This is a genomic window from Ruegeria sp. HKCCA5491, from assembly GCF_013034565.1.
Taxonomy (GTDB): domain Bacteria; phylum Pseudomonadota; class Alphaproteobacteria; order Rhodobacterales; family Rhodobacteraceae; genus Ruegeria.
Genome location: NZ_WQGG01000011.1, coordinates 1 through 20,138, shown reverse-complemented (window position 1 = coordinate 20,138; position 20,138 = coordinate 1). Strand labels below are relative to the sequence as shown.

The 20,138-nt window shown below is 56.3% G+C and carries 20 protein-coding genes; 16 read left to right on the top strand and 4 right to left on the bottom strand.

Going from position 1 to position 20,138, the window contains the following annotated elements:
• Window positions 1-120: 120 nt before the first annotated feature.
• Window positions 121-954 (bottom strand): LysR substrate-binding domain-containing protein, encoded by an 834-nt coding sequence (locus tag GOV88_RS14860; protein WP_171240923.1) that lies wholly within the window; start codon window positions 952-954, stop codon window positions 121-123.
• A 118-nt stretch (window positions 955-1,072) separates the two neighbouring features.
• Here GOV88_RS14860 and GOV88_RS14855 point away from each other — a divergent pair, with 118 nt between their 5' ends.
• Together GOV88_RS14855 and GOV88_RS14850 are read left to right on the top strand one after the other, a co-directional pair.
• Window positions 1,073-1,822 (top strand): SDR family oxidoreductase, encoded by a 750-nt coding sequence (locus tag GOV88_RS14855; protein ID WP_171240922.1) that lies wholly within the window; start codon window positions 1,073-1,075, stop codon window positions 1,820-1,822.
• 17 nt (window positions 1,823-1,839) lie between these two features.
• Window positions 1,840-2,247, top strand: a complete 408-nt coding sequence (locus GOV88_RS14850) for an ectoine synthase (protein WP_171240921.1) — start codon at window positions 1,840-1,842, stop codon at window positions 2,245-2,247.
• 381 nt (window positions 2,248-2,628) lie between these two features.
• Here the strand turns inward: GOV88_RS14850 and GOV88_RS14845 are convergent, their stop codons facing one another.
• Window positions 2,629-3,282 (bottom strand): GntR family transcriptional regulator, encoded by a 654-nt coding sequence (locus GOV88_RS14845; protein ID WP_170353340.1) that lies wholly within the window; start codon window positions 3,280-3,282, stop codon window positions 2,629-2,631.
• Between GOV88_RS14845 and GOV88_RS14840 the strand changes: the two genes are divergently transcribed.
• The 12 genes from GOV88_RS14840 to GOV88_RS14785 all read left to right on the top strand — a co-directional run bounded on the left by GOV88_RS14840 (window position 3,281) and on the right by GOV88_RS14785 (window position 17,562).
• Complete coding sequence (locus GOV88_RS14840) at window positions 3,281-4,573, top strand: Gfo/Idh/MocA family protein (RefSeq protein ID WP_254449243.1); 1,293 nt, start codon at window positions 3,281-3,283, stop codon at window positions 4,571-4,573. The two genes, GOV88_RS14845 and GOV88_RS14840, sit on opposite strands and share 2 nt — an antisense overlap.
• A 100-nt stretch (window positions 4,574-4,673) precedes the next feature.
• A complete protein-coding gene (gene dctP, locus GOV88_RS14835) occupies window positions 4,674-5,684 on the top strand; it encodes a TRAP transporter substrate-binding protein DctP (RefSeq protein ID WP_170429695.1) in 1,011 nt (336 codons plus the stop codon).
• 30 nt (window positions 5,685-5,714) lie between these two features.
• A complete protein-coding gene (locus GOV88_RS14830) occupies window positions 5,715-6,290 on the top strand; it encodes a TRAP transporter small permease (protein ID WP_171125991.1) in 576 nt (191 codons plus the stop codon).
• Window positions 6,287-7,582, top strand: coding sequence for a TRAP transporter large permease (locus GOV88_RS14825; RefSeq protein ID WP_170328647.1), 1,296 nt, complete (start codon window positions 6,287-6,289; stop codon window positions 7,580-7,582). Before GOV88_RS14830 ends, GOV88_RS14825 begins: the two co-directional genes overlap by 4 nt.
• Complete coding sequence (locus GOV88_RS14820; RefSeq protein WP_371808250.1) at window positions 7,549-9,474, top strand: bifunctional sugar phosphate isomerase/epimerase/4-hydroxyphenylpyruvate dioxygenase family protein; 1,926 nt, start codon at window positions 7,549-7,551, stop codon at window positions 9,472-9,474. Before GOV88_RS14825 ends, GOV88_RS14820 begins: the two co-directional genes overlap by 34 nt.
• A complete protein-coding gene (locus GOV88_RS14815) occupies window positions 9,471-10,298 on the top strand; it encodes a citryl-CoA lyase (protein ID WP_170353336.1) in 828 nt (275 codons plus the stop codon). The genes GOV88_RS14820 and GOV88_RS14815 overlap by 4 nt, the downstream gene beginning before the upstream one ends.
• Window positions 10,288-11,475, top strand: a complete 1,188-nt coding sequence (locus GOV88_RS14810; protein ID WP_254449242.1) for a Gfo/Idh/MocA family protein — start codon at window positions 10,288-10,290, stop codon at window positions 11,473-11,475. Before GOV88_RS14815 ends, GOV88_RS14810 begins: the two co-directional genes overlap by 11 nt.
• Window positions 11,465-12,139, top strand: coding sequence for a hypothetical protein (locus GOV88_RS14805; protein WP_171240919.1), 675 nt, complete (start codon window positions 11,465-11,467; stop codon window positions 12,137-12,139). The genes GOV88_RS14810 and GOV88_RS14805 overlap by 11 nt, the downstream gene beginning before the upstream one ends.
• On the top strand, window positions 12,132-13,322 hold the full coding sequence (locus GOV88_RS14800) for a Gfo/Idh/MocA family protein (RefSeq protein WP_171240918.1): 1,191 nt from the start codon (window positions 12,132-12,134) through the stop codon (window positions 13,320-13,322). Before GOV88_RS14805 ends, GOV88_RS14800 begins: the two co-directional genes overlap by 8 nt.
• Before the next feature lie 154 nt (window positions 13,323-13,476).
• A complete protein-coding gene (locus GOV88_RS14795) occupies window positions 13,477-14,391 on the top strand; it encodes a sugar phosphate isomerase/epimerase (RefSeq protein WP_171240917.1) in 915 nt (304 codons plus the stop codon).
• The gene (locus tag GOV88_RS14790; RefSeq protein ID WP_171240916.1) at window positions 14,372-15,781 is read left to right on the top strand and encodes an aldehyde dehydrogenase family protein; all 1,410 of its coding nucleotides are present in this window, start codon (window positions 14,372-14,374) and stop codon (window positions 15,779-15,781) included. The genes GOV88_RS14795 and GOV88_RS14790 overlap by 20 nt, the downstream gene beginning before the upstream one ends.
• Window positions 15,781-17,562, top strand: a complete 1,782-nt coding sequence (locus GOV88_RS14785; RefSeq protein ID WP_171240915.1) for a thiamine pyrophosphate-binding protein — start codon at window positions 15,781-15,783, stop codon at window positions 17,560-17,562. The genes GOV88_RS14790 and GOV88_RS14785 overlap by 1 nt, the downstream gene beginning before the upstream one ends.
• A 103-nt stretch (window positions 17,563-17,665) precedes the next feature.
• Here GOV88_RS14785 and GOV88_RS14780 read toward each other — a convergent pair whose 3' ends face one another.
• Entirely contained in the window at window positions 17,666-17,893 is a 228-nt protein-coding gene (locus tag GOV88_RS14780; RefSeq protein WP_171240914.1) for a hypothetical protein, read from the bottom strand.
• A 110-nt stretch (window positions 17,894-18,003) separates the two neighbouring features.
• Between GOV88_RS14780 and GOV88_RS14775 the strand changes: the two genes are divergently transcribed.
• The gene (locus tag GOV88_RS14775) at window positions 18,004-18,840 is read left to right on the top strand and encodes a MobA/MobL family protein (protein ID WP_371808249.1); all 837 of its coding nucleotides are present in this window, start codon (window positions 18,004-18,006) and stop codon (window positions 18,838-18,840) included.
• Window positions 18,841-19,035: 195 nt separating this feature from the next.
• On the opposite strand, the gene GOV88_RS14770 is transcribed toward GOV88_RS14775, so the two are convergent.
• Window positions 19,036-19,242: an AlpA family phage regulatory protein gene (locus tag GOV88_RS14770; RefSeq protein ID WP_171123647.1), complete on the bottom strand. Its 207-nt coding sequence runs from the start codon at window positions 19,240-19,242 to the stop codon at window positions 19,036-19,038.
• A gap of 388 nt (window positions 19,243-19,630) precedes the next feature.
• On the opposite strand from GOV88_RS14770, the gene GOV88_RS14765 reads away from it, so the two are divergent.
• Window positions 19,631-20,035, top strand: a complete 405-nt coding sequence (locus GOV88_RS14765; RefSeq protein ID WP_171123645.1) for a PaaI family thioesterase — start codon at window positions 19,631-19,633, stop codon at window positions 20,033-20,035.
• Window positions 20,036-20,138 lie beyond the last annotated feature (103 nt).

Here is a 20,138-nt window from a genome sequence, read left to right as displayed (position 1 = left end):
TGTTGAATACTAATCAAGAACGTCGAGTCTGAACCTGTAGGTGGTGATGCTGACTTCGGTACAACAGGCAAATCCTCAAATCGACATGAGCCATTTCTTGAAAATTCTCACTGTGACCCGCTACTGATCGCCGGGGCGACAGACGAAATACAGCCCACGGTCCAGTGGGACGCTGCTGTCATCCAGGCGGATTAGTCGGCCAAGTTCCAAGTCTCTGGCGGCCAGCAGGTTTCTTGCCAAGGCCACGCCCTGTCCGTCAATAGCGGCCTCCAACAAAACGGCGCTATCCACGTATTTGACACTCTGTGACTTGATCCGCTCGGGGCTTAGCCCAACCTGCGCAGCCCAACTTTCCCATCCAACGTTGAAGGCGTCGTGCAAGAGCGGGAGGTCAGCAACCTCCTCGGCGTGCATTGGTCGTCGTTGTTTTTCAACAAGCGATGGCGCGGCGACGACAATCAACTCTTCTTGCTTTATTTGCTCATGATACAGCTCGCCCCAGCCGGGCTTGCCGAAACGCAGGGCTATGTCGACCTCGGACCTGTCGAAGTCCGCATAGGCGTCATTTGTGTCCAGCAGCAGGGCGATACCCGGATGCTCCTGTTGAAACGAACTGAGCAATGGGACAAGCCATTTGAGCGCCAGAGATGTGGACAACGACACTGTAATCGACTGGCGATGACGAATCCGCTTTACCTCTGACACACCCAGTTGCAATGCGGAAAACGCCCCTCGCGTCGATTGATACAAGCGTTCCCCGGCCTTGGTCAGTTCGACTCCATTGGGACGACGATGAAAAAGCACCGCGCCAAGATGCAGTTCCAGTAGCTTGATTTGACGGCTGATCGCCCCGTGGGTGACGTTCAGCACATCCGCTGCCTTTGTCAGGCTGGAATGGGTCGCCGTTTCATCAAACGCTTGAAGGGCCCGTAGGTGTCTGAGATTTTCAATCATGTGAGAATATCTAACATCAGGATACCAAAAACTCGATAGTACTGCTTCCTTTCCAGCAATTAGGCTGATTTCGATTGAGTAAATCTCATAAGTAGTCTGCCTGAAGAAAGGAAAGATCATGCCCGAACTTAAGGTCGCCCTGATGACGGGAACCGGACAAGGTATCGGCCGGGGATGCGCCATTGAAATGGCGAAAGCCGGCTACAAGGTCTCGCTGATGTCCCCATCTAACCGTTCGGTTGAACTGGCAGAGGAACTTGGCGGTATTGGACGCAGGGGGTCCGTGCTGGATGTCGATGATCTGCAAGCAATGATCGACGACACCATAAGCAAGTACGGGCGGATTGACGCGATCGTCAGTAATATGGGCCACGGTGGGACGGTGCCCGAAGCCATCAAAACCGTCGGATTCGATCCGGATTTTGACGGGCCGCTGCTGGAGCTCAGCGATGCGCTTTGGCACGAAAGTTTGGACATGTACGTGCTGAACGTTGTCAAAATTGCCCGCATCCTCACGCCCATATTGATCGAGCAGGGCGGCGGTGCATTCGTCAATATCTCATCCATGAACGCTGTAGAGCCGCGTGCGCCTTACCCCATGAGCGTGCTGCGCGGTGCCTTGCACAGTTTCTCGAAGCTGTATGGTGATCGTTACGCCCGGCACAACATTCGCATGAACAACCTGCTGCCCGGATTCTGCGAGAATGTGAACCTGTCCGATCGGGCCCGTCGGGAAATCCCCGCCCAACGGCCCGCTACCTTTGAGGAAATCGGGCAGGCCTGCGTGTTTCTTGCCAGCGACGCCGCGCGGTATATCAATGGTCAGAGTATACTGTCCGACGGTGGAATGAACCGGGCGGTGCGATAGCAAAAAGGCGGAGAAAGATGATTGTTACAGCACTTGCAGATATCCTTGAGACAGATCGGGACGTCTCTGGTCCGGGGTGGAGCAGCCGAAGGTTGCTGCTTGCCTCTGACGGATTGGGGTTTTCGCTGACGGACACGATCATCAAAAAGGGTGCTGCGCTTGAACTTGAATATAAACATCATTTCGAGGCGTGCTATTGTATCGAAGGTAAAGGGCAGATCAGGGCGTTTGACGATGACACATGGCACACCCTTGAGCCATTCACCCTGTATGCGCTGGATCTACACGACCGGCATGTGGTGCGTGCGACAGACACGGACCTGCGGCTAGTCTGCGTTTTCAATCCGCCGCTAAGTGGACGGGAAGTGCATCGCAAGGATGGAAGCTATGCGCCCTTGGATCACGATGATGGCGGCGAGGTCTGAACAGCCCAACCAAGGATGCGATGTGCGGCGCAGTTTCAACTCATGCAACGCCCGAGCAGCGAATCCCAACACATTTCGCAGGTGAATTTTCATCTGCTGTTATCCGGATTGTCACCCAGTGCACATTCCACGCAAAACCAACGGCGGGAAGTTCACGTACCTAACGGAAAATGAGGGGGATAATGGTAGCGGAGGTCCGTCTTGGACACAAACCCCACACATTAACACTCTGTAAAATATGCGTGCCGTGACCTTCAAGGGGTAAGCCGAAAGGTCAATTGTCGTAGCGGTGCCCTGACTGGCGAATTCGATCAAAAGAAATTCGCCTTCACCGGGGTGCTCTGCGTTGAAGGCTGTCGCTATTGCGGCAAGGGGAACGTCTTACATAGCCTCCAAGGTATGCTGGAGGCCATTTCGAATGTGATCTTCCAACAGCCTCTTCGCCGTGTCGGCGTCTCTGGCCAGCGCGGCATCGAACATGCCCTTGTGCTCCTTGACCGCCTCTTCGCCGCGATAAGTCAGCACAAGCATCTGATACCGCAAGTACTTGTCGTAGATGATGGAGTGCAGAGACAGAAGGTTTTTGGAGTTGCAGGCCGCGATCATCGCTTGGTGAAACTCCCAATCATATCGTTTCCAGGTTTCTTTCTCGGACTCGTCGCCCTTGAGAAGCTGCTGTTCCATCAGGTGCAGTTTGTGGTGTGCGGCAACGAGGTTGCCTTCCCAATCCGTGTCGCCATTCGCAATGGACAATTCCAACGCGTGGCATTCCAACAGGACTCGCAGCTCTGATATCTCGGTCAGGTCTTCTCGTGATACTGGTGTGACCAGGAAACCCCGTTGCTCGGGAGCTTCGACAAATCCGTCGCTGGCGAGCCTGTTCAGCGTTTCACGAAGTGTCGAAAGGCTTGCCGAGTAGCGTTCCTTCAAGGCGTCCAGCTTCAGTTTGGAGCCGGGCTGCAGCTCCCCGAAGATGATGTCCCGCTTGATGCGCTGATAGGTGCTTGCACCTATCGTAGACGGCTGTTTCGCCATGCGTTTCACCCGATATTATCAGTTTCCTCGTTCAATTAGCATTTTTCAGAGACATCAGCAATCCAAACTGATGTATGGTATAAGTAAAAATATCATACATTATTGCGGAATCGCGAAAACCCCAATACGGTCGTGGCCAAGTTGGGCAAAGCAGCCCGATCGCAATCATCGGTTTCGGGATTTTCCAGACCCTCCGGAAGGAAACAAAGTGTCTAAGAATTTTCGCATTGCCATTGTCGGCATTGGTCTTGTTGGACGCCGCCACGCGGACGCTATCCGAGCGTTGCGCCATGTTGATCTCGTCGCGGTGGTCGACCCCAGCGATGACGGTCGTGCTTACGCCGTTGAGCACGGAGTCGCATGTTACGCGACCCTTGAGGAAATGTTTGCAGACCAGGCGCCGGACGGAGCTGTTCTTGCGACCCCTACCACGCTTCATGTCGAACAAGGCCTCACGTGTGTTCGAAATTGTTGTCCCGTTCTTGTCGAAAAACCGATCGCCGTAGAAGCCACCGCTGCACTTGAGCTTGTTCAAGCAGCGGAGAAGGCCAATGTGCCACTGATGGTCGGACATCATCGTCGACACAATCCTCTGATCCGGTCGGCTAAGGAAGCCATAGCCGATGGGAAGATTGGAGATGTGCGCGCTGTCCATGCGAATTGCTGGTTCTATAAGCCAGACGAGTATTTTGATGCTGCGCCCTGGCGAAAGAAACCAGGTGCAGGGCCCATCTCGGTCAATCTGGTCCACGACGTCGATCTTCTGCGGTATTTGGCCGGAGAAGTCGTGACCGTTCAGGCTCAGTCGGCTGTATCCAAGCGCGGTTATGACAACGAAGATGTTGCCGGTGCTCTGTTGACGTTCGAAAGTGGGGCGATTGGGACCATAAGTGTGTCCGACAGCATCGTTGCTCCATGGAGCTGGGAGATGACGTCTCAGGAATATCCAATCTATCCTTCAACCACTGAGAGTAGCTACATGATAGGTGGCTCTCATGGTTCGTTGTCCGTTCCCGATCTTCGCCTGTGGAGTTACCAGAGTGAGCAAAGGGACTGGTGGACGCCAATCTCATCGACCGCGCTGAAGAAGGGGGCGTCTGACCCTCTGGTCAATCAGCTTAGGCACTTTGTTGAGGTAGCTCGACACGAAGCAGAACCGATTGTGTCTGGATGGGAAGGCTTCAGAACGCTTCAAGTTATTGAAGCTATTCAGAATTCCTGCAGAACAGGTGATACGGTCAGGATCAAAAACTTACAAAAAACACCAGTGGTAGGTATGACGGCAGTCTAAAATATCAGATATTTTGTAAAAAATCTTGCAAAATGTCCAAAATAGGTCAAAACTCTGAATCGCAAAAAAGAAGCATCATGATGTCTCAGGGAGGAGCAAAGTGATTACCAAACTTACCCGCCGGGCTGCTGTATCAGCCCTGGTCGCAACCGGTGTTCTGTTTAGCGCAACAAGTGGTGCGCTGGCGGAAGACAAAGTCCAACTTCGCCTCGCAACATCAGGGTCGGAGACCGATCAGCGCTCGGTCGCTATGGCCGAGGTTTTCGCACCCATGGTCGCTGATTTCGCAAGTTATGAGCCCAGCTATAACGGCACAATCTTCGCCCAAGGTACGGAGTTGGACGCCATCAGCCGGGGTAACCTGGAAATGTCGATTACCTCGGCGCAGGAACTGGCACAGTTCTTCCCCGAGTTTTCGATCTTTACCGCAGGCTATGTCCACCAGGACGCCGCGCATCAGGTGGCTGTCTTCAACGATCCCTTGATGGATGCCTTCAAGCAAAAAGCCGAAGAAGAGCTGGGCGTCAAACTGCTGTCGGTCATGTATCTGGGCCGTCGTCAGGTGAACCTGCGCCAACCCAAGGATGAACTGACCGTCAGCACCCCGGCTGATCTGGAGGGTGTGAACCTGCGGATGCCGGGCACAGATGCGTGGCAGTTCCTTGGCAAAGCGTTGGGTGCCGCCCCGACACCAATGGCGTTCTCAGAGGTTTACACAGCTCTGTCAACCGGTGCCGTTGACGGTCAGGACAACCCATTGCCGACCGTGGTTGATGCCAAGTTTTACGAAGTGACCAATCAGATCATCCTGACATCGCACTTGGTCGACTTGAACTACATCGCCATTGGCAAAGAAGTTTGGGACGGGTTGACGCCGGAACAGCAAGCCAAGGTTCAGGAAGCTGCGGACGCAGCCGCTGAGTCGGGCCGTCAGAAGCAGCTTCAGAAAGAAGAGGATCTTGTCAGTTTCCTGAAAGAGCAGGGCATGGAGATCTACGAACCCGATCTGGCAGCGTTCCGCGATCAGGTACAGTCTATGTATCTGGACAGCGAGTTCGCTGGCTCATGGCCCGAAGGCGTTCTGGATCAGATCAACGCTCTGGGCAACTGAGCCCAGTAAGACAATGGAGGGAGAACCACAATGAAAGCCTTTATTAAGGGGTTCTCCCGACTGACCGAAGCGATTGCCGGCGGGATGCTGGCGGCAATCTTCCTGATCTTCCTTCTACAAATACTTCTGCGGTACTTCTTTACCCCCGCCGGATGGACGCTTGAACTCATCGGCATTCTGTGGGTCTGGGTGATCTTCTTCAGTTGCGCTTTCATAGTGCGAGAACGGGATCACGTGAAGTTCGACATCATCTACCTTTCCGTGCCGATGCGCGTGCGGCAGGTCTTTGCGATGCTGGCGGCCGCAGCGATCGTGGTCGGTATGCTCTACAGCTTCCTTCCGACGTGGGACTACATCGATTGGATGAAAATCCGCAAGACATCGACTGTCCGCAATCCGTTTTCCGGCGAGAAGATACCTTTGCGCACAGTATTCTCGATTTACGCGGTATTCATGCTGGTCGTCGCAGCGCGCTACGCGTGGCTATTCTTCGACGTCATGCGCAATGGCCCACCAAAGACAGAGTTGGAGCTGGTCGTTGGGTACAACGTCGTTGACGATCATCCCCGTGTCGACGTCGAAGGGGACGAGGAAGTTAAGAAATGAGTTTTGAACTTCTTTCCTGCCTGCTCGCTCTCTTTCTTTTGGCAGGCATCGGGACACCTATCGGATATTCCATCCTTTTGGCCTCATTGGTGTATCTGGGCACGGCCGGGCTGGACGTAGCACTCGCAGGCGAGAAGATCCTGCAGGGCTTCTACAAAAGCACGATCCTGCTTGCCGTGCCTTTGTTCATCGTCGCCGCCAATATCATGAACGCGGGCTCGATCACGGACCGTCTGCTGAACTTCTGCGTCGCCGCTGTTGGTCGGTTCAAGGGCGGTCTCGGGCACGTCAACGTGGTAGCGTCTCTGATCTTTTCGGGTATGTCCGGCTCGGCCGTCGCGGATGCCGCGGGGATCGGTAAAATCATCATTGAGATGATGACCAAGGATGGCCGCTACAGCCGAGGTTACGCAGCCGCGATCACGGCGGCGTCGGCGACGATTGGCCCGATCATTCCGCCCTCGATCCCGATGGTTTTGTACGCGCTCGTTTCCAAGGCCTCTATCGGGTCGCTGTTCCTGGCCGGTATTCTTCCGGGCCTGATCATGGGCGTCGTCCTCATGGCGATGAACTATTATCTGGCCGGAAAGCGGAACTTTGCATTGGAAGAACCTGTTCCTCTGCGCGAATTGCCGGCTAAAACCGCCAACGCTTTTCCGGCACTGCTGATGCCCGCAATCCTGCTGTACGGTATATATGGCGGCGTCACCACTCCGACCGAAGCCGCCGCAGTTGCTGCATTCTACGCTCTGCTACTGGCAGCGTTGTTCTACCGCGCGCTGACCTTCCGTGGCCTTTATCAAGTGTTCGTCGACAGCGCGCGCTCCTCCGCCGCCGTCGGGGTGGTCATTGGTGGCGCGTTCATTCTGAACTTCATCGTCATTCAGGAACAGATTCCACAGTCGATCTCGGCACTGCTGGAGGGTTCGGATGTTAGCCCGATTGTATTCCTGATCCTCGTAAACCTGCTGATCCTCGCGCTGGGATGCGTGTTAGACGCAACAACGATCATCCTGGTGATCGTGCCCCTGTTCATTCCAACCTGCGAAGCGCTCGGGATTGATCTGGTGCATTTCGGAGTGCTGGTCGTCGTGAACTCAATGATCGGTTTGATCACGCCGCCCTATGGCATTCTACTCTTTGTGATCAATGCCGTGACGGACATTCCGCTGCGCGAAATCATCTCCGAAATCTGGGCCTTCCTCGCGGTTCTCATCTTCGCCTTGGTGATAATGATGCTGATGCCGGATCTGGTCCTGTGGTTGCCGCGTATGTTTGGATATCAGGGATAATGTGCCTGTCGGTTTCGACAACGTCGATCCCCGGTGATCTGGCTGAAAAGCTGAGTGCTATCGCTGACGCGGGATTCGGGGGTGTCGAATTACACGAACCGGATTTGACCGCTTTTGACGGACCGCCATCGCAAGTCCGCAAGATTGCATCGGACCTCGGCCTGAAGATATGCCTGTTACAACCCTTCCATAATCTTGAAGGCCAGCCCGAAGCCGGACGTGAGCGCGCCTTTGATCGGCTGAAACGCAAACTCGACCTGATGACCGAGTTGGGAACGGAATTACTGCTAATCGGGTCTGCCTTCGACGTCGATGCCACTGCAACTGAAGAACAGGTAATCGCAGATCTTGGCGAGGCGGCCCAAATCGCTAAAGAAATGGGGATGCGTCTGGCCTATATGGGCTTGCCATGGTCGGATCTTATTCACTCGGATGAACAGGCGTTAGGCGTCGTTGATGCTGTCGACAGCCCTAATCTGGGGTTGGCTTTGAATTCCTTCTTCTCGCTTGCCGACGGATCCAAACCAGCCCGCCTTCGGGACATTCCCGGAGAGCGGCTGGTCCATGTGCAACTGTCCGATGCACCCCGGCTTGAGATGGATATACGTCGGCTCAAGCGGCACTTTGGGCTTCTGCCGGGGCTTGGGTCGCTGAACCTTGCGGGCTTCGTTCGCGTGTTGTCCCGCGCCGGATACAAAGGGCCTTGGTCGGTTGCACGCGTCAACGAAGCAGCTCCTCAACCCGGTGGCCGAACACTGGCCCGAGACAGCTACAGGTCGCTGGTGAACCTCCTGGATGAGGTATCCCGGACCGAGCCGGGAACCGACTTCGGCATCCGGAACCTGCCGGAACGCGTCTATGCGTCAGGCTTCGAATTCGTCGAATTTACAGCCGACGAAACAAGCGGCGCGCAGCTGGCAGATATGTTGTCAGCAATGTGTTTTCGAATGGAGCGAAAACACGTATCCAAGTCCGTCGAGCTGTGGCGGCAGGGCGCGATAAATATCGTTGTGAATACCGAAAAGGAAGGCTTCGCACATTCGGCATTTCTGGGCCACGGCCCCTCGGTCTGCGACATGGGGTTGCGCGTCAAGGACGCGGATCAGACGGTTCAGCGCGCGACCGCGCTGGGCGCGCCGAATTTCTCACAGCCGGTGGGGACCGGGGAACTGGACATCCCGGCCATCCGAGGTGTTGGCGGCAATGTCGTCCATTTCATAGATGAGAAATCCGATCTGCATCGAGTTTGGGACATCGAGTTCGAGCCAGTTGCCAAAACCAAAGCGACCCAGCCTGCCGGTCTGCGCCGTATCGACCATCTGGCACAGACCATGCGTCACGATGAGATGCAAAGTTGGCTGCTTTACTACATTTCAACTTTTGAGATGGCAAAGTCTCCTATCGTGAACGTCGCCGACCCGTCCGGTGTCGTGCAAAGCCAGGCTATCGAAAGTCCCGAAGGCGAAGTGCGCCTGAACCTGAACGGGGCCGTTGGGCGTAGAACACTGGCAGCGTCATTCCTTGAAGATGGGTTTGGGGCCGGTGTTCAGCACATCGCCTTCCAGTCGGACGATATTTTTGAAACGTCGAATCAGTTGCGCAAATCAGGCTTTCCCAGCCTGTCCATCCCGGAGAACTACTACGCTGATCTGCAAGCGACATTCGGATTGGATGACGATTTGGTCGCCCAATTGCGCAGGGGGAACATTCTCTACGATCGGGCGGCGGGTGCTGAGTATTTTCAGATATACAGCCGCCCCATCTTTAACGGCTTCTTCTTCGAAATTGTTGAACGCCGTATGGGCTATGCCGGTTATGGCGCGCGCAATGCACCCATTCGCCTTGCTGCGCAAAGCAAAACTCAGCCGGTGAAAGAGGTGCAGACGCAATGACCGCGCAGACGACAGACGATGAGCGCGCCGTTCGCCAATGGTGGCGTACCTCCATCATCGACATGAAACCCGGACAGATCTCTTTTCGTGGCAACGCCATAGAGGACCTGATCGGAAACGTATCTTTCCCGCAGATGATCTGGCTTATGGTGCGGGGCGATCTACCCAGCGACGCGCAAGCGCGCCTGTTCGAAGCCGCTTTGGTCGCAGGCGTGGATCACGGCCCACAGGCTCCCTCAATCGCGGCTGCGCGTATGGCCGCCACCTGCGGGGTAGGTCTCAATAACGCGATGGCGACTGCGGTGAACATGCTGGGCGACGTGCACGGCGGGGCAGGAGAGCAGTGTGCAGAGCTGTACTATGATATCGCAGCTCGCATGGATTGCGGAGCATCGTTGAATGACGCAGTGAAGGACGGTCTGGACAGCTGGCGCGAGACCTATGGCAAGATCGTCTCGGGCTTTGGTCACAGGTTTCACAAACCTGTCGATCCACGCGCACCCCGATTGATGCAACTTGTTCGAGATGCGGCGGCAGAAGGCACAGTTTCTGGCCGGTTTGCCGATATCGGAGAAGAGGTTCAAGCCGAACTCGGTCGTCAACGAGGCGGTCGGCCAATTGCTATGAATATTGACGGCGCGACAGCTGTGATCTTCTGCGAACTTGGCTTTCCTGCGCCCTTGTCGCGAGGGCTGTTCTGCCTGTCCCGCTCGGTCGGAATACTCGCCCACGCTTGGGAACAGATGAACCAGGGTGGCCGCAACAAAGGGCCGATGCCCCCTAATTACTTACCCCTCTACGAAGACAGGAATGATGACACGTGAGACATCGAAATCCTTCCGGGTCGGCCTTATCGGCTGTGGTCGTATCAGCGATATTTATCTAAAAACACTATCCAAATTCTCAAACGTTGAGGTCGTGGCTTGCGCAAGCCTTGACCCTTCGGAAAGCCGCGCCAAGGCAGATCAATACGGTATCGCCAAGGCCTGTGCGCCAGATGGGGTGTTTGACGATCCGACGATTGACTGCGTTCTGAATCTGACAATTCCGGCGGCGCATGCCGAAATCAGCCTGCGTGCGTTGGAGGCGGGCAAGCACGTCTATTCCGAGAAGCCGCTGGTTATGGATCGAACGGATGGTAAGACGATTCTGCACATGGCCTCTGAAAAGGAGCTACTGGTCGGTTGCGCACCCGACACATTTCTGGGCGGTCGTTGGCAAACCGTTCGGCGCTTGATCGATGAGGGTGCCATTGGCAAACCGACAGGGGTTTTTGCCCATGTCGGTACCCACGGGACGGAACGCCACCATCCCAACCCGGATTTCTACTACCAGGCCGGTGGCGGGCCCTTGCTGGACCTTGGGCCATATTACCTGACCGCCATGGTTTGCTGCCTTGGTCCGGTTGACCGGGTCGCCGGAATGGCGCGATGCACTTTCGACAAAAGGATGATCGAAAACGGCCCTCGCAACGGCGAATGGATGGACGTCGAGGTCGACACGCACTCCCTTAGCCTGCTGCAGTTCTCCTCCGGAGCTATAGGGTCGATGACCATGAGCTTCGACGTCTGGGACAGCGAAACGCCGCGGTTCGAGATCTACGGTGAAAAAGGCACCATCAGCATCCCAGACCCAGACCCGGTTCATGGTGCCAATATCTTTCAAGGGGATGTTTGGCTGAAAACGCGGGACACCTCGCGCTGGTCTCATCAGCCCCGTCCAACAGGTCGCGAGGACTGGCAAGTGGTCAAAAACAAACATGGATTCAATGAAGACAGCCGCGGGCTCGGCCTTTTGGATCTGGCCCTGGCGGCGCAAGAAGGACGCCAACCCCGCGCAAGTGGAGCGCTCGCCTACCACGTTTTCGAGGTCATGGACGCGATCGAACGGGCACCAAAATTTGGCGCCTATCAGACGATAGAAAGCCGTTGCGCGGCTCCGGAGCCTTTGCCGGTCGATTTCCTTAACGATGAGAGGAAGGAATTGGTTCATGCCGATTGAGACACTCGACTTTGCTCAGCCATTCTTTCGCGTCCAGCACATAACTGACGAGCGCAGAATTTCTATCGAGGGTCGCGCCATCGTCCTTAACCTTGGGGGGCGAAATCTCTCTGTCGAGGATCAGACCATTGCACCGCTTTCCTCTGTGATCGTGCAAGACAGCACGCTTAGCGGCGTGGAACGTGCAGTCATTGTCCACGATTTCGACGCCCATGCCGATGACAACGAGTTGTTCGCATGGGTGAAAGATACATGGCCATCTGCTTTTGATGTTCGCCAAGAGGAGCGTTTACGCGGTGTCAGCCACTACATGTCCCCAAAGGTCTTTGTGGGTAACGTTGGGCTGACCATGTACCATTCCGGCTCGGTGCCGCTGAATGTCGGATTGCACAAGGATCATCCGTTCTGCCCGGTACCGGGGTTTCGCGAAGTGCATACACAAATCGTAGGCTTTGGGAAAATGCAGCAATGCCGTGAGCGGGATGTTGAATCCCTTTACCTCGAAGAATTCATGGCCCCCGGCACGACGCACAAACCGATGTATGACGCCGAAGGCAACTATCCCTGGCATCAGTACGAGACGATTACCCCCAGCATTTTCATGGCGGTGGAAATGCTGCCGGAAGGCGTACGGGTCCCGGAAATGGAGGTTCAGAATGGCTGAGAGACTTTTACCCGAAGACCTGAACTTTGACGGTCCATTCCCCCGGTTGCCTCGCCGTTTGCGGCTGGGCGTTATCGGCGGCGGACGGATCTCTGTCACGCAGGCAACGGCCGCGCGGATGACCGACCGGTGGGAGGTCGTCGCAGGAGCGCTCAGTTCTGACGCCGCGCGAAGCAAGGCGCGCGGGGCCGAGTGGTTCCTGCCGGCAGACAGGTGCTATGCGTCGTTCGACGAGATGGCACAGGCCGAGGCGGCGCGCCCGGATGGCGTAGATGCCGTCATGATCACCACCCCGAACCACGTTCATTTCGAAGCGGCCAAAGCCTTTCTGGAGGCGGGCATTGACGTGCTGTGCGATAAGCCCCTGACCAACGAAGTCGCGGAGGCCGAAGGGATTGAGGAGATTACCGCGCGCACGGGACACATCTTTGCTGTCGGCTATGCGATGTCATGTTTTCCAGTAATCCGTCAGGCCAAACAAATCGTGGCGGAAGGCGGCATCGGTAAAATCAACCAAATCCACGTCGAGTTCATGCAAGACTGGATGACGCCCGATGATGTGGCTGATGCGCCCCACGTCAAATGGCGGCTGGACCCAAAGATTTCTGGTCCGACCAGCTGTGTCGGCGATATCGGCACCCATGCCGCGCATCTCGCCAGTTTTGTCTCGGGCCTGCCCTTGACCGACCTACGGGCTGAGTTTCATGTCTGCGGCGCGCCAAAGCCTTTGGAAGACACAGCATTCATGTTCACCCGCTATCAAAACGAGGTTCCGGGAACCCTGATGGCGACACGCCTTGCCCCCGGGAATCGGGGAGGGTTGCGGTTGCGCATATTCGGGAACGAAGGAGGTCTCGAGTGGGACCTGGAGAATTCGGAACAGCTGAAGTTCAATCGGTTCGGTGAGCCGGATCGTATCATCAGCCGAGGTCACGGGCATGGCATCGGCCCCGGCGCAGAACGTCTAATCCGGACCGCGCGCGGCTTCCCAGAAGGGATTATCGAAGCCTGGGCCAACCTCTATACGGAATTTGCTATGGCCGTAGCCGCGCGTCGGGATGGCGTTACCGTTCCGGATGATTGGCTTACTTATCCCAGTGTCGAACAAGGTGCAGATGGCGTCCGGTTTATTGGAGCCTCCGTGCGCTCTCACCAGTCCGGAGGTGACTGGGTCACTCTCTAAGGCTCTGCCAACAAGAATGAAAAACACGCCCGGGCAGTTGCCCGGGCGCTTTCATTTCCTGCTCAGTATTAAAAGTTGATATTTTAAAAAATATCAGATATTTTTTACTACGTGTGATGAATTTGAGATTCGCAGACACGTGGAGCTGCCGTTCATGGTGAAACCCGAAGAGGCTGGCGCAAGCCCCTCTCTCTATTCCTTGGCGCATCTGACGCTGATTGGCTGTACGCCGCCCGAGTTGGTCTATACCGCAGCGCGGGCCGGTTACGATGCCGTCAGCCCCCGCTTCATTCCGATGCATGTGCCCGGTGAATTCACTCAATCTCCAATCGACAAGGCACAGGTGCATGCCACCAAAACTGCTCTCTCTACCACTGGCTTGAAAGTCCTCGATGTCGAACTTGCGCGCATCACAGAAGATGTCGATCCGCGCAGTTTCGAGCCGTCGCTGGAGATTGGCGGGGAACTGGGCGCCAAGCGTATGATCATGAGCGCGTGGACCAACACCCGCGATGATCGTGACTTCCTGATCGACGTCTATTCTGAGACCTGCGAACTGGCGGCTCCGTATGGGCTAACAGTGGACCTTGAGTTTCCAAGCTTCTCCCGCTTGCGCACTCTGGATGAGGCGCTTGATATCGTGCGTGCCTCCGATCAGCCCAACGGCGGTATTCTGGTCGATACGCTCTACCTGCACCTCAGCCGCGTGGATTTGGGAGAGTTGCTACACGTCCCCTCGGATCTGTTTCATTTCCTGCATATCTCTGATTGCCTGCCTGGCATCGCGGATACGCGTGAGGGCATGATCCAGTTGGCCCGCGATGCGCGGCTCTATCCCGGCGAAGGCTGGATTGACTTCACCGGCATCATCGAACGGATGCCGCCCGTCGACTATTCCATCGAACTGCCCAACCAAAGCCGCGTTGCCGAGTTGGGATATGAAGAACACGCGCGTCGCTGTCTCAGCCACGCCAAGCGAACATTTGGCGAGGCGCGGTCACAGCGTCGTATGCCCGATGCTACAATTCCAAAACACCAAGAGGATCATCATGGGCAAAGAGCTCACTGAAAACGACCGCAACACGGCGGCAGATATGCTGGCACGCGCCCGCGCCGCCATGGCCGAGATCGAGGATTGGGATCAGGACAGGCTGGACCGCCTGTCTCAGGCCATTGCGTGGTATGCGGGTAATGAGAAAACCTTCACGCGTCTGGCTCAACAAGGCGTAGATGAGAGCGGTATCGGAGATCGCGAAGGCCGCCCAGCGAAGCGCTTCAAGATTCACATGGTGCTGCGAGATGTCTTGCGCACACCCTCGACCGGCATCGTCGAGGTTGATGAGGAAAAAGGTCTGGTGAAATATGCCAAACCTGCTGGCGTCATCGCATCCCTGATCCCAATGACTAACCCAGCGATGACACCACCGGTGACCGGCGTTTCCGCCGCCAACGCCCGGAATGCCGTCATCTTCAGCCCGCACCCGCGAACCGCTCATACGACCTTCGAAATGGTCGAGGTTATGCGTGCAGCTTGTCGTGCTGCCGGTGCCCCCGAGGACTTGTTTCAATCCATTCGCAAACCCTCGATCCCATTGACGCAACATCTGATGGAGATCTGCGACTTGACTTTGGCCACTGGCGGTAAGCCCATGGTTAAAGCGGCCTACAGCTCAGGGCGTCCGGCCTATGGCGTCGGCGCGGGCAATTCGTCCATCGTCATCGATGAAACCGCCGATCTGGACATCGCCGCGCAGAACACTCGCATTTCAAAGACCTCCGACTTTGGGTCGGGCTGCTCGGCCGACGGCAACATCATCATCCAGCGCTCAGTTTACGACGATATGATCAAGGCGCTGCAAGCCGAGGGCGGCTACCTGTGTTCGGATGAAGAGAAGGCCATGCTCGAAGCGGCCATGTGGGATGAAAAGGGAAACCGTACATTTCCGACCATCGCCTGTCCGCCGCAGCAAACGGCCAAGGTCGCCGGTTTTAGCATCCCCGAAGATCGCAAGTTTCTGATGGTTGAAAACCAGGGGCAAATCGGCCCGCAGCACAAGTTCTCCAAGGAAAAACTGACCACGCTGATGGCGCTTTATCACTTCGAAACGTTCGATGATGCGCTGGAAACGGTCAGCCAGATCTACAACACCGGGGGCAAGGGCCATTCCTGCGGCATCTACAGCCACAATGACGATCACATCGACCGGTTGGCGCGTCTGGCTCCGGTCAGCCGTATGATGGTGCGACAGCCTCAGTCCAAGGCCAATGCGGGTGCCTGGACCAATGGCATGCCTATGACCAGTAGCTTGGGCTGTGGCATCTGGGGCGGCAACATCACCAACGAAAACGTCACCATGAAACACATGATGAACTACACTTGGGTCAGTCGTCCGATCCCTGAGGATCGCCCCTCGGAGCCGGACCTGTTCGGTGAGTTCTACGGACAGGAGGTCGCGTGATGGACGGAGCGAAACTGGACGGCAAAACCGTTGCCGAACATATCGTTGACTTTCTCGAACGCCGTGAGGTCAAGCACGTTTTCGGCCTGTGCGGGCACACGAATATTGCGGTTCTGGCTGCGCTGGCGGAAAGTCCTATCGATTTCGTCACAGTACGACACGAACAAATCGCCAGCCACGCGGCGGATGCATATGCCCGCGTGACGGGCAAGGCCTCGGTGGTGCTGTCCCATCTCTCCCCGGGGCTGACCAATTGCGCCACCGGGGTCGCCAACGCCGCACTGGACTGTATCCCGATGGTCGTGATCGCGGGTGACATTCCCACGCATTACTACGGTAAACATCCGCATCAGGAAGTGAACCTGCATGCAGACGCAGCCCAATGGGAGATTTACCGACCCTTCGTGAAGCGCGCTTGGCGCGTGGATCGCGCCGACCTGATAGCCGAGATTCTGGAAAAGGCGTTTCATCTCGCTGAAAGCGGCCAGCCCGGACCGGTACTGGTCAATGTCCCCATGGACATCTTTTCAGAGGTGATCCCCTCGGACAGTTTCGACCGTATCCGCGACAACACGCGCGCGCTCAAGAAACCGTCGGTTGACGACGAGACAGCGGGAGAGATTGTCGAAGCGTTGGCTAAAGCCGAAAACCCAGTCGCTTATGTCGGGGGTGGTATTCTTCTGGCACAGGCCAGCGAGGAGTTGCGAGAATTTGTTGAACATATGGGCCTTCCAGTCGCGCATTCCCTGATGGGTAAAGGCGCGTTGCGAGACGACCATCCGCTTGTACTGGGAATGACCGGGTTTTGGGGCACCGAATTGGTCAACCAGTCCTGCTTGAATGCGGACTACATCTTTGCGGTGGGAACCCGGTTCAAAGAGGCCGATTGTTCCAGCTGGTATCCCGGCTATACGTTCAACATTCCCGGCTCGAAGGTCATCCATATCGACATCGAACCGCAGGAAATCGGTCGGAACTATCCCACCGAGATCGGCGTCGTTGCTGACGCCAAGGCCGCTTTGCGCGCCCTCAACCGGGTCGCCCGAGAGATGTATCCGGACGGTTTCAAACGCCCCGCTCTGGAACAGAAGATCGCCGACTTCCGAACGGATTTCAAAGCGCACAACGTGGAAATGGCGGCCTCAGCAGCCTTTCCGATGATGCCCGAGCGTATTCTGGCAGATACCCGCAAGGCACTGCCCGAGGATGCCATCATCACCACTGACGTTGGGTGGAACAAGAACGGTGTCGGGCAACAGTTTGACATTTTGACGCCGGGTTCAATCCTGACCCCGGGTGGGTTCGCGACGATGGGTTTCGGTCCTCCGGGTGCGATCGGCGCGAAACTGGCAGCACCTGATCGTGTGGTGATCAGCCTTGTTGGCGATGGTGGTTTCGGCCAAAACCCGTCGATGCTGGCAACGGCCGTCGAACTCGATCTGGGCATTATCTGGCTGGTCATGAACAACAATGCCTTCGGAACCATAGCAGGTCTGCAAAAGGCGCATTACGGTCTGACCTATGGAACCACGTTCCCCGGATCAGCCGCCGCACCCACAAACGGACCGGGCTATGCCGACATAGCGCGAGCCTACGGCGCGGAAGGGCACAGACTCAGCGCTGCTGACGAGTTGTTGCCTGCATTGGAAGCGGCAATCGCCAGCGGCAAGCCAACCGTGCTGGATGTGCCAATGATCAACAACCCGACACCAACGACCGGTCATTGGAACATCCTGGACATTTATTCGCCGGACAAGGATGTTTCTCACGTCGCGACCTGACGATACTGAGCGCGGTAAGCCGCGCCAGTTTTTTTCTTTCAATAGACCCAAGTCAGCCAACCCTTCTGAGAGCGTGCAGTGCCTCAAGAAGATCTAACTGGGTTTACAGCCCTAACAGCTCTCGATCTGAGTCGCGTGAGATACGTTCGTGCAGAAGCTTGAGCAACCGATCAGCTTTGTCTCTCTCAATTTCCTCGAGAAGCTTCAAAACAGCAGCGCCATAGATAATCTTTTTGCGCGTTTCATCGCGACGCCGTTGCACGCTCGCCCGGGCCTGGAGGTCCCTGAGCCTCGCGGGCGCCTGTTCGATTTGTTGATCCAGGTCCGCCATTTCGTCCTCCCTTTTCAGTGGTCGAACAGGAAATGCGGCCTGGATCCCGACTTCGCTCCCCTTGCGTGAAAACATAGGTCCGCCAGGCCGCCGTGTGAGCGACCGTCCGCATGCCCGCTGGGCAATGCGCGCAGTTACGCAAACTTGGGGTTTGCCTGCGCGCCTGCCGCGGACTTTTTTGTGCGGAGATCGGGTTGGGGCCCGATGTCCTTTACATGATACACCCCGCCAGCAGACTCGAAGTCATCCTGCATTCTCGGGCCGACGGTCGCTCCGCCGTCAAATCCGCCGCTTACACCGCGCGCACCACCTTTCGGGATGCGCGGGTTGGACGACGGTTTTCGCCGGGCAGAAAGGGTGGCCTCCTGTCGCATGAATTGATCAACTGGACAGGAAACGCCGAGGAGCTCTGGAACGCAGCCGAACATTCTGAGCGCCGAAGGAATGCAAGAGTCATCCGCGAACTGCGCCCATCCTTGCCACGCGAGCTACCGCTTCTCGAGCAGGTTGGGCTTGTCCGCGGCTTCTGCCTCTGGCTTCGCGATGAATACGGCATTGCTGTTCAAGCCGACATTCACGCGCCGCGTTTCTTGTGCCCTGAGGAAGAGAAACTGCACAGTGCGGGCAAACTCGAACTGACGCGAGAAGACTACGAGCAGAGGCTCTTCAAGCCATCGAAGACCAACCTGAATTTCCACGCCCACATCCTGATGACGACGCGGAAGGTTGATAGGATCACTGGCGATTTTGGTGAGAAAACGCGTGTTCTTGACGACAGAACCTCAGGCCCCGGAGAAATCAAGCGTATCCGCGGAGAATGGGAAAAGCGGACCAACGCGGCCCTGCGCAAGATTGGCTCCCACGCGCGGGTTGATCTTCGTTCGTATGCCGAGATGGCCAAGACAGGCGATGCACCGCAGGCGTCGTGTTCGGCGGGTTTATCGTGAGTTGATCATGTTGCGCGACACTTTGCGGGCGCGGCTTTTGCCTCGTGAGGGGCAACGCCGCTTGCACCCAGAGGCCCCCGAACAGGAAATTCACCAATCCCCCCCCACCAGAAACGACAAAGCCCCGACAAGGCGGGGCAGAGCGTGGGATATTGGGAGTTAGATCATAGGTGGGGATTTTCTTGCCGGGGCAGTTTAGGCCGCCATCGGTGCGTCAGGGTCAACGATCTTGTTGAGGTCCGACATCCGCCAGCGAGACGAACCGCCCAGTTTGATAGGTTCCGGGAAATCACCTCGTTGGATGTCACGGTATATGCTGGCGCGTGACCGGCACAGAGTCGCGCAGACGGTCTTGATATCGACGAGTGAATCTTGGAGTGAGTTTTCGAGGGCGTAGGGCACTGTATGGTCTCCATTGTCAGGTTCGCGGCGAGGTCCGCGCGCCTGATATTGGACAAAGGCCAAGAATCCGAAATTTGGCGGCCAACTTTTTTAGCGGCAAAGTAAAACGCAATGTCGTCAAAACGTGTTGGCAATTGTGATTTGTCTGCTGAATGGCAGGCTTGTCGGATTTTCTGTTAGAATCTATAGCGCAGGAATGAGAATTTCGCAGCGCTCAGGAAGAGCGGCGGCCCTACAGACCTTTCGGGCTTTCACGGCGAATGTCCCAATGTCCGGTTGCGACACCTTCCGTCAGTTGCTTCGAAAACCCGATTGCGCAAGTTCTGGGTCGAGTTCAGTTGTTCCAGATGCAAGCTTGCTCTCGTCACCGAAAATCGAGGGTGTAGGGATGACCATCAGAGAAAAGCTGGCTGCGAATGAATGGAAAGGCGAAATCTGCTTTAACATTGAAAGCCGCGAGCCCGAACGCGTGGTTGCCAAGATGCCGGTAACCGAATCCGCGAAGAATCCGTTCGGAACAATGCACGCTGGTGCCTTGATCTGGTTTGCCGACATCGCAGCGACCCTCTGTGCAATCGGCGATTTGGAAAGCATTGGTGAAGACGGGTCCGGTTTTCCACTCGCCGTTGATCTTCACACAGTCTTGTCGGGTAATGAAAGGACGGGCGATCTGATCGCAACATCCACCACGGTCAAACGCGGTGGTAAACTCATTGTCATTCGCACCGAAGTTCGCGGAGAGACGGGTCGTCTGTTGATCGACATGACAACCACCCACTTGCGCGCAGGTTGAAGGCCTCCGAGAGCACCCGCCATTCGTATGACGGGTGCCTTTTTATCTTGTCCGTTATCAGGGATTTTGGGACAGATGGCCGCCTGAGCTAAGAGAGGATCTG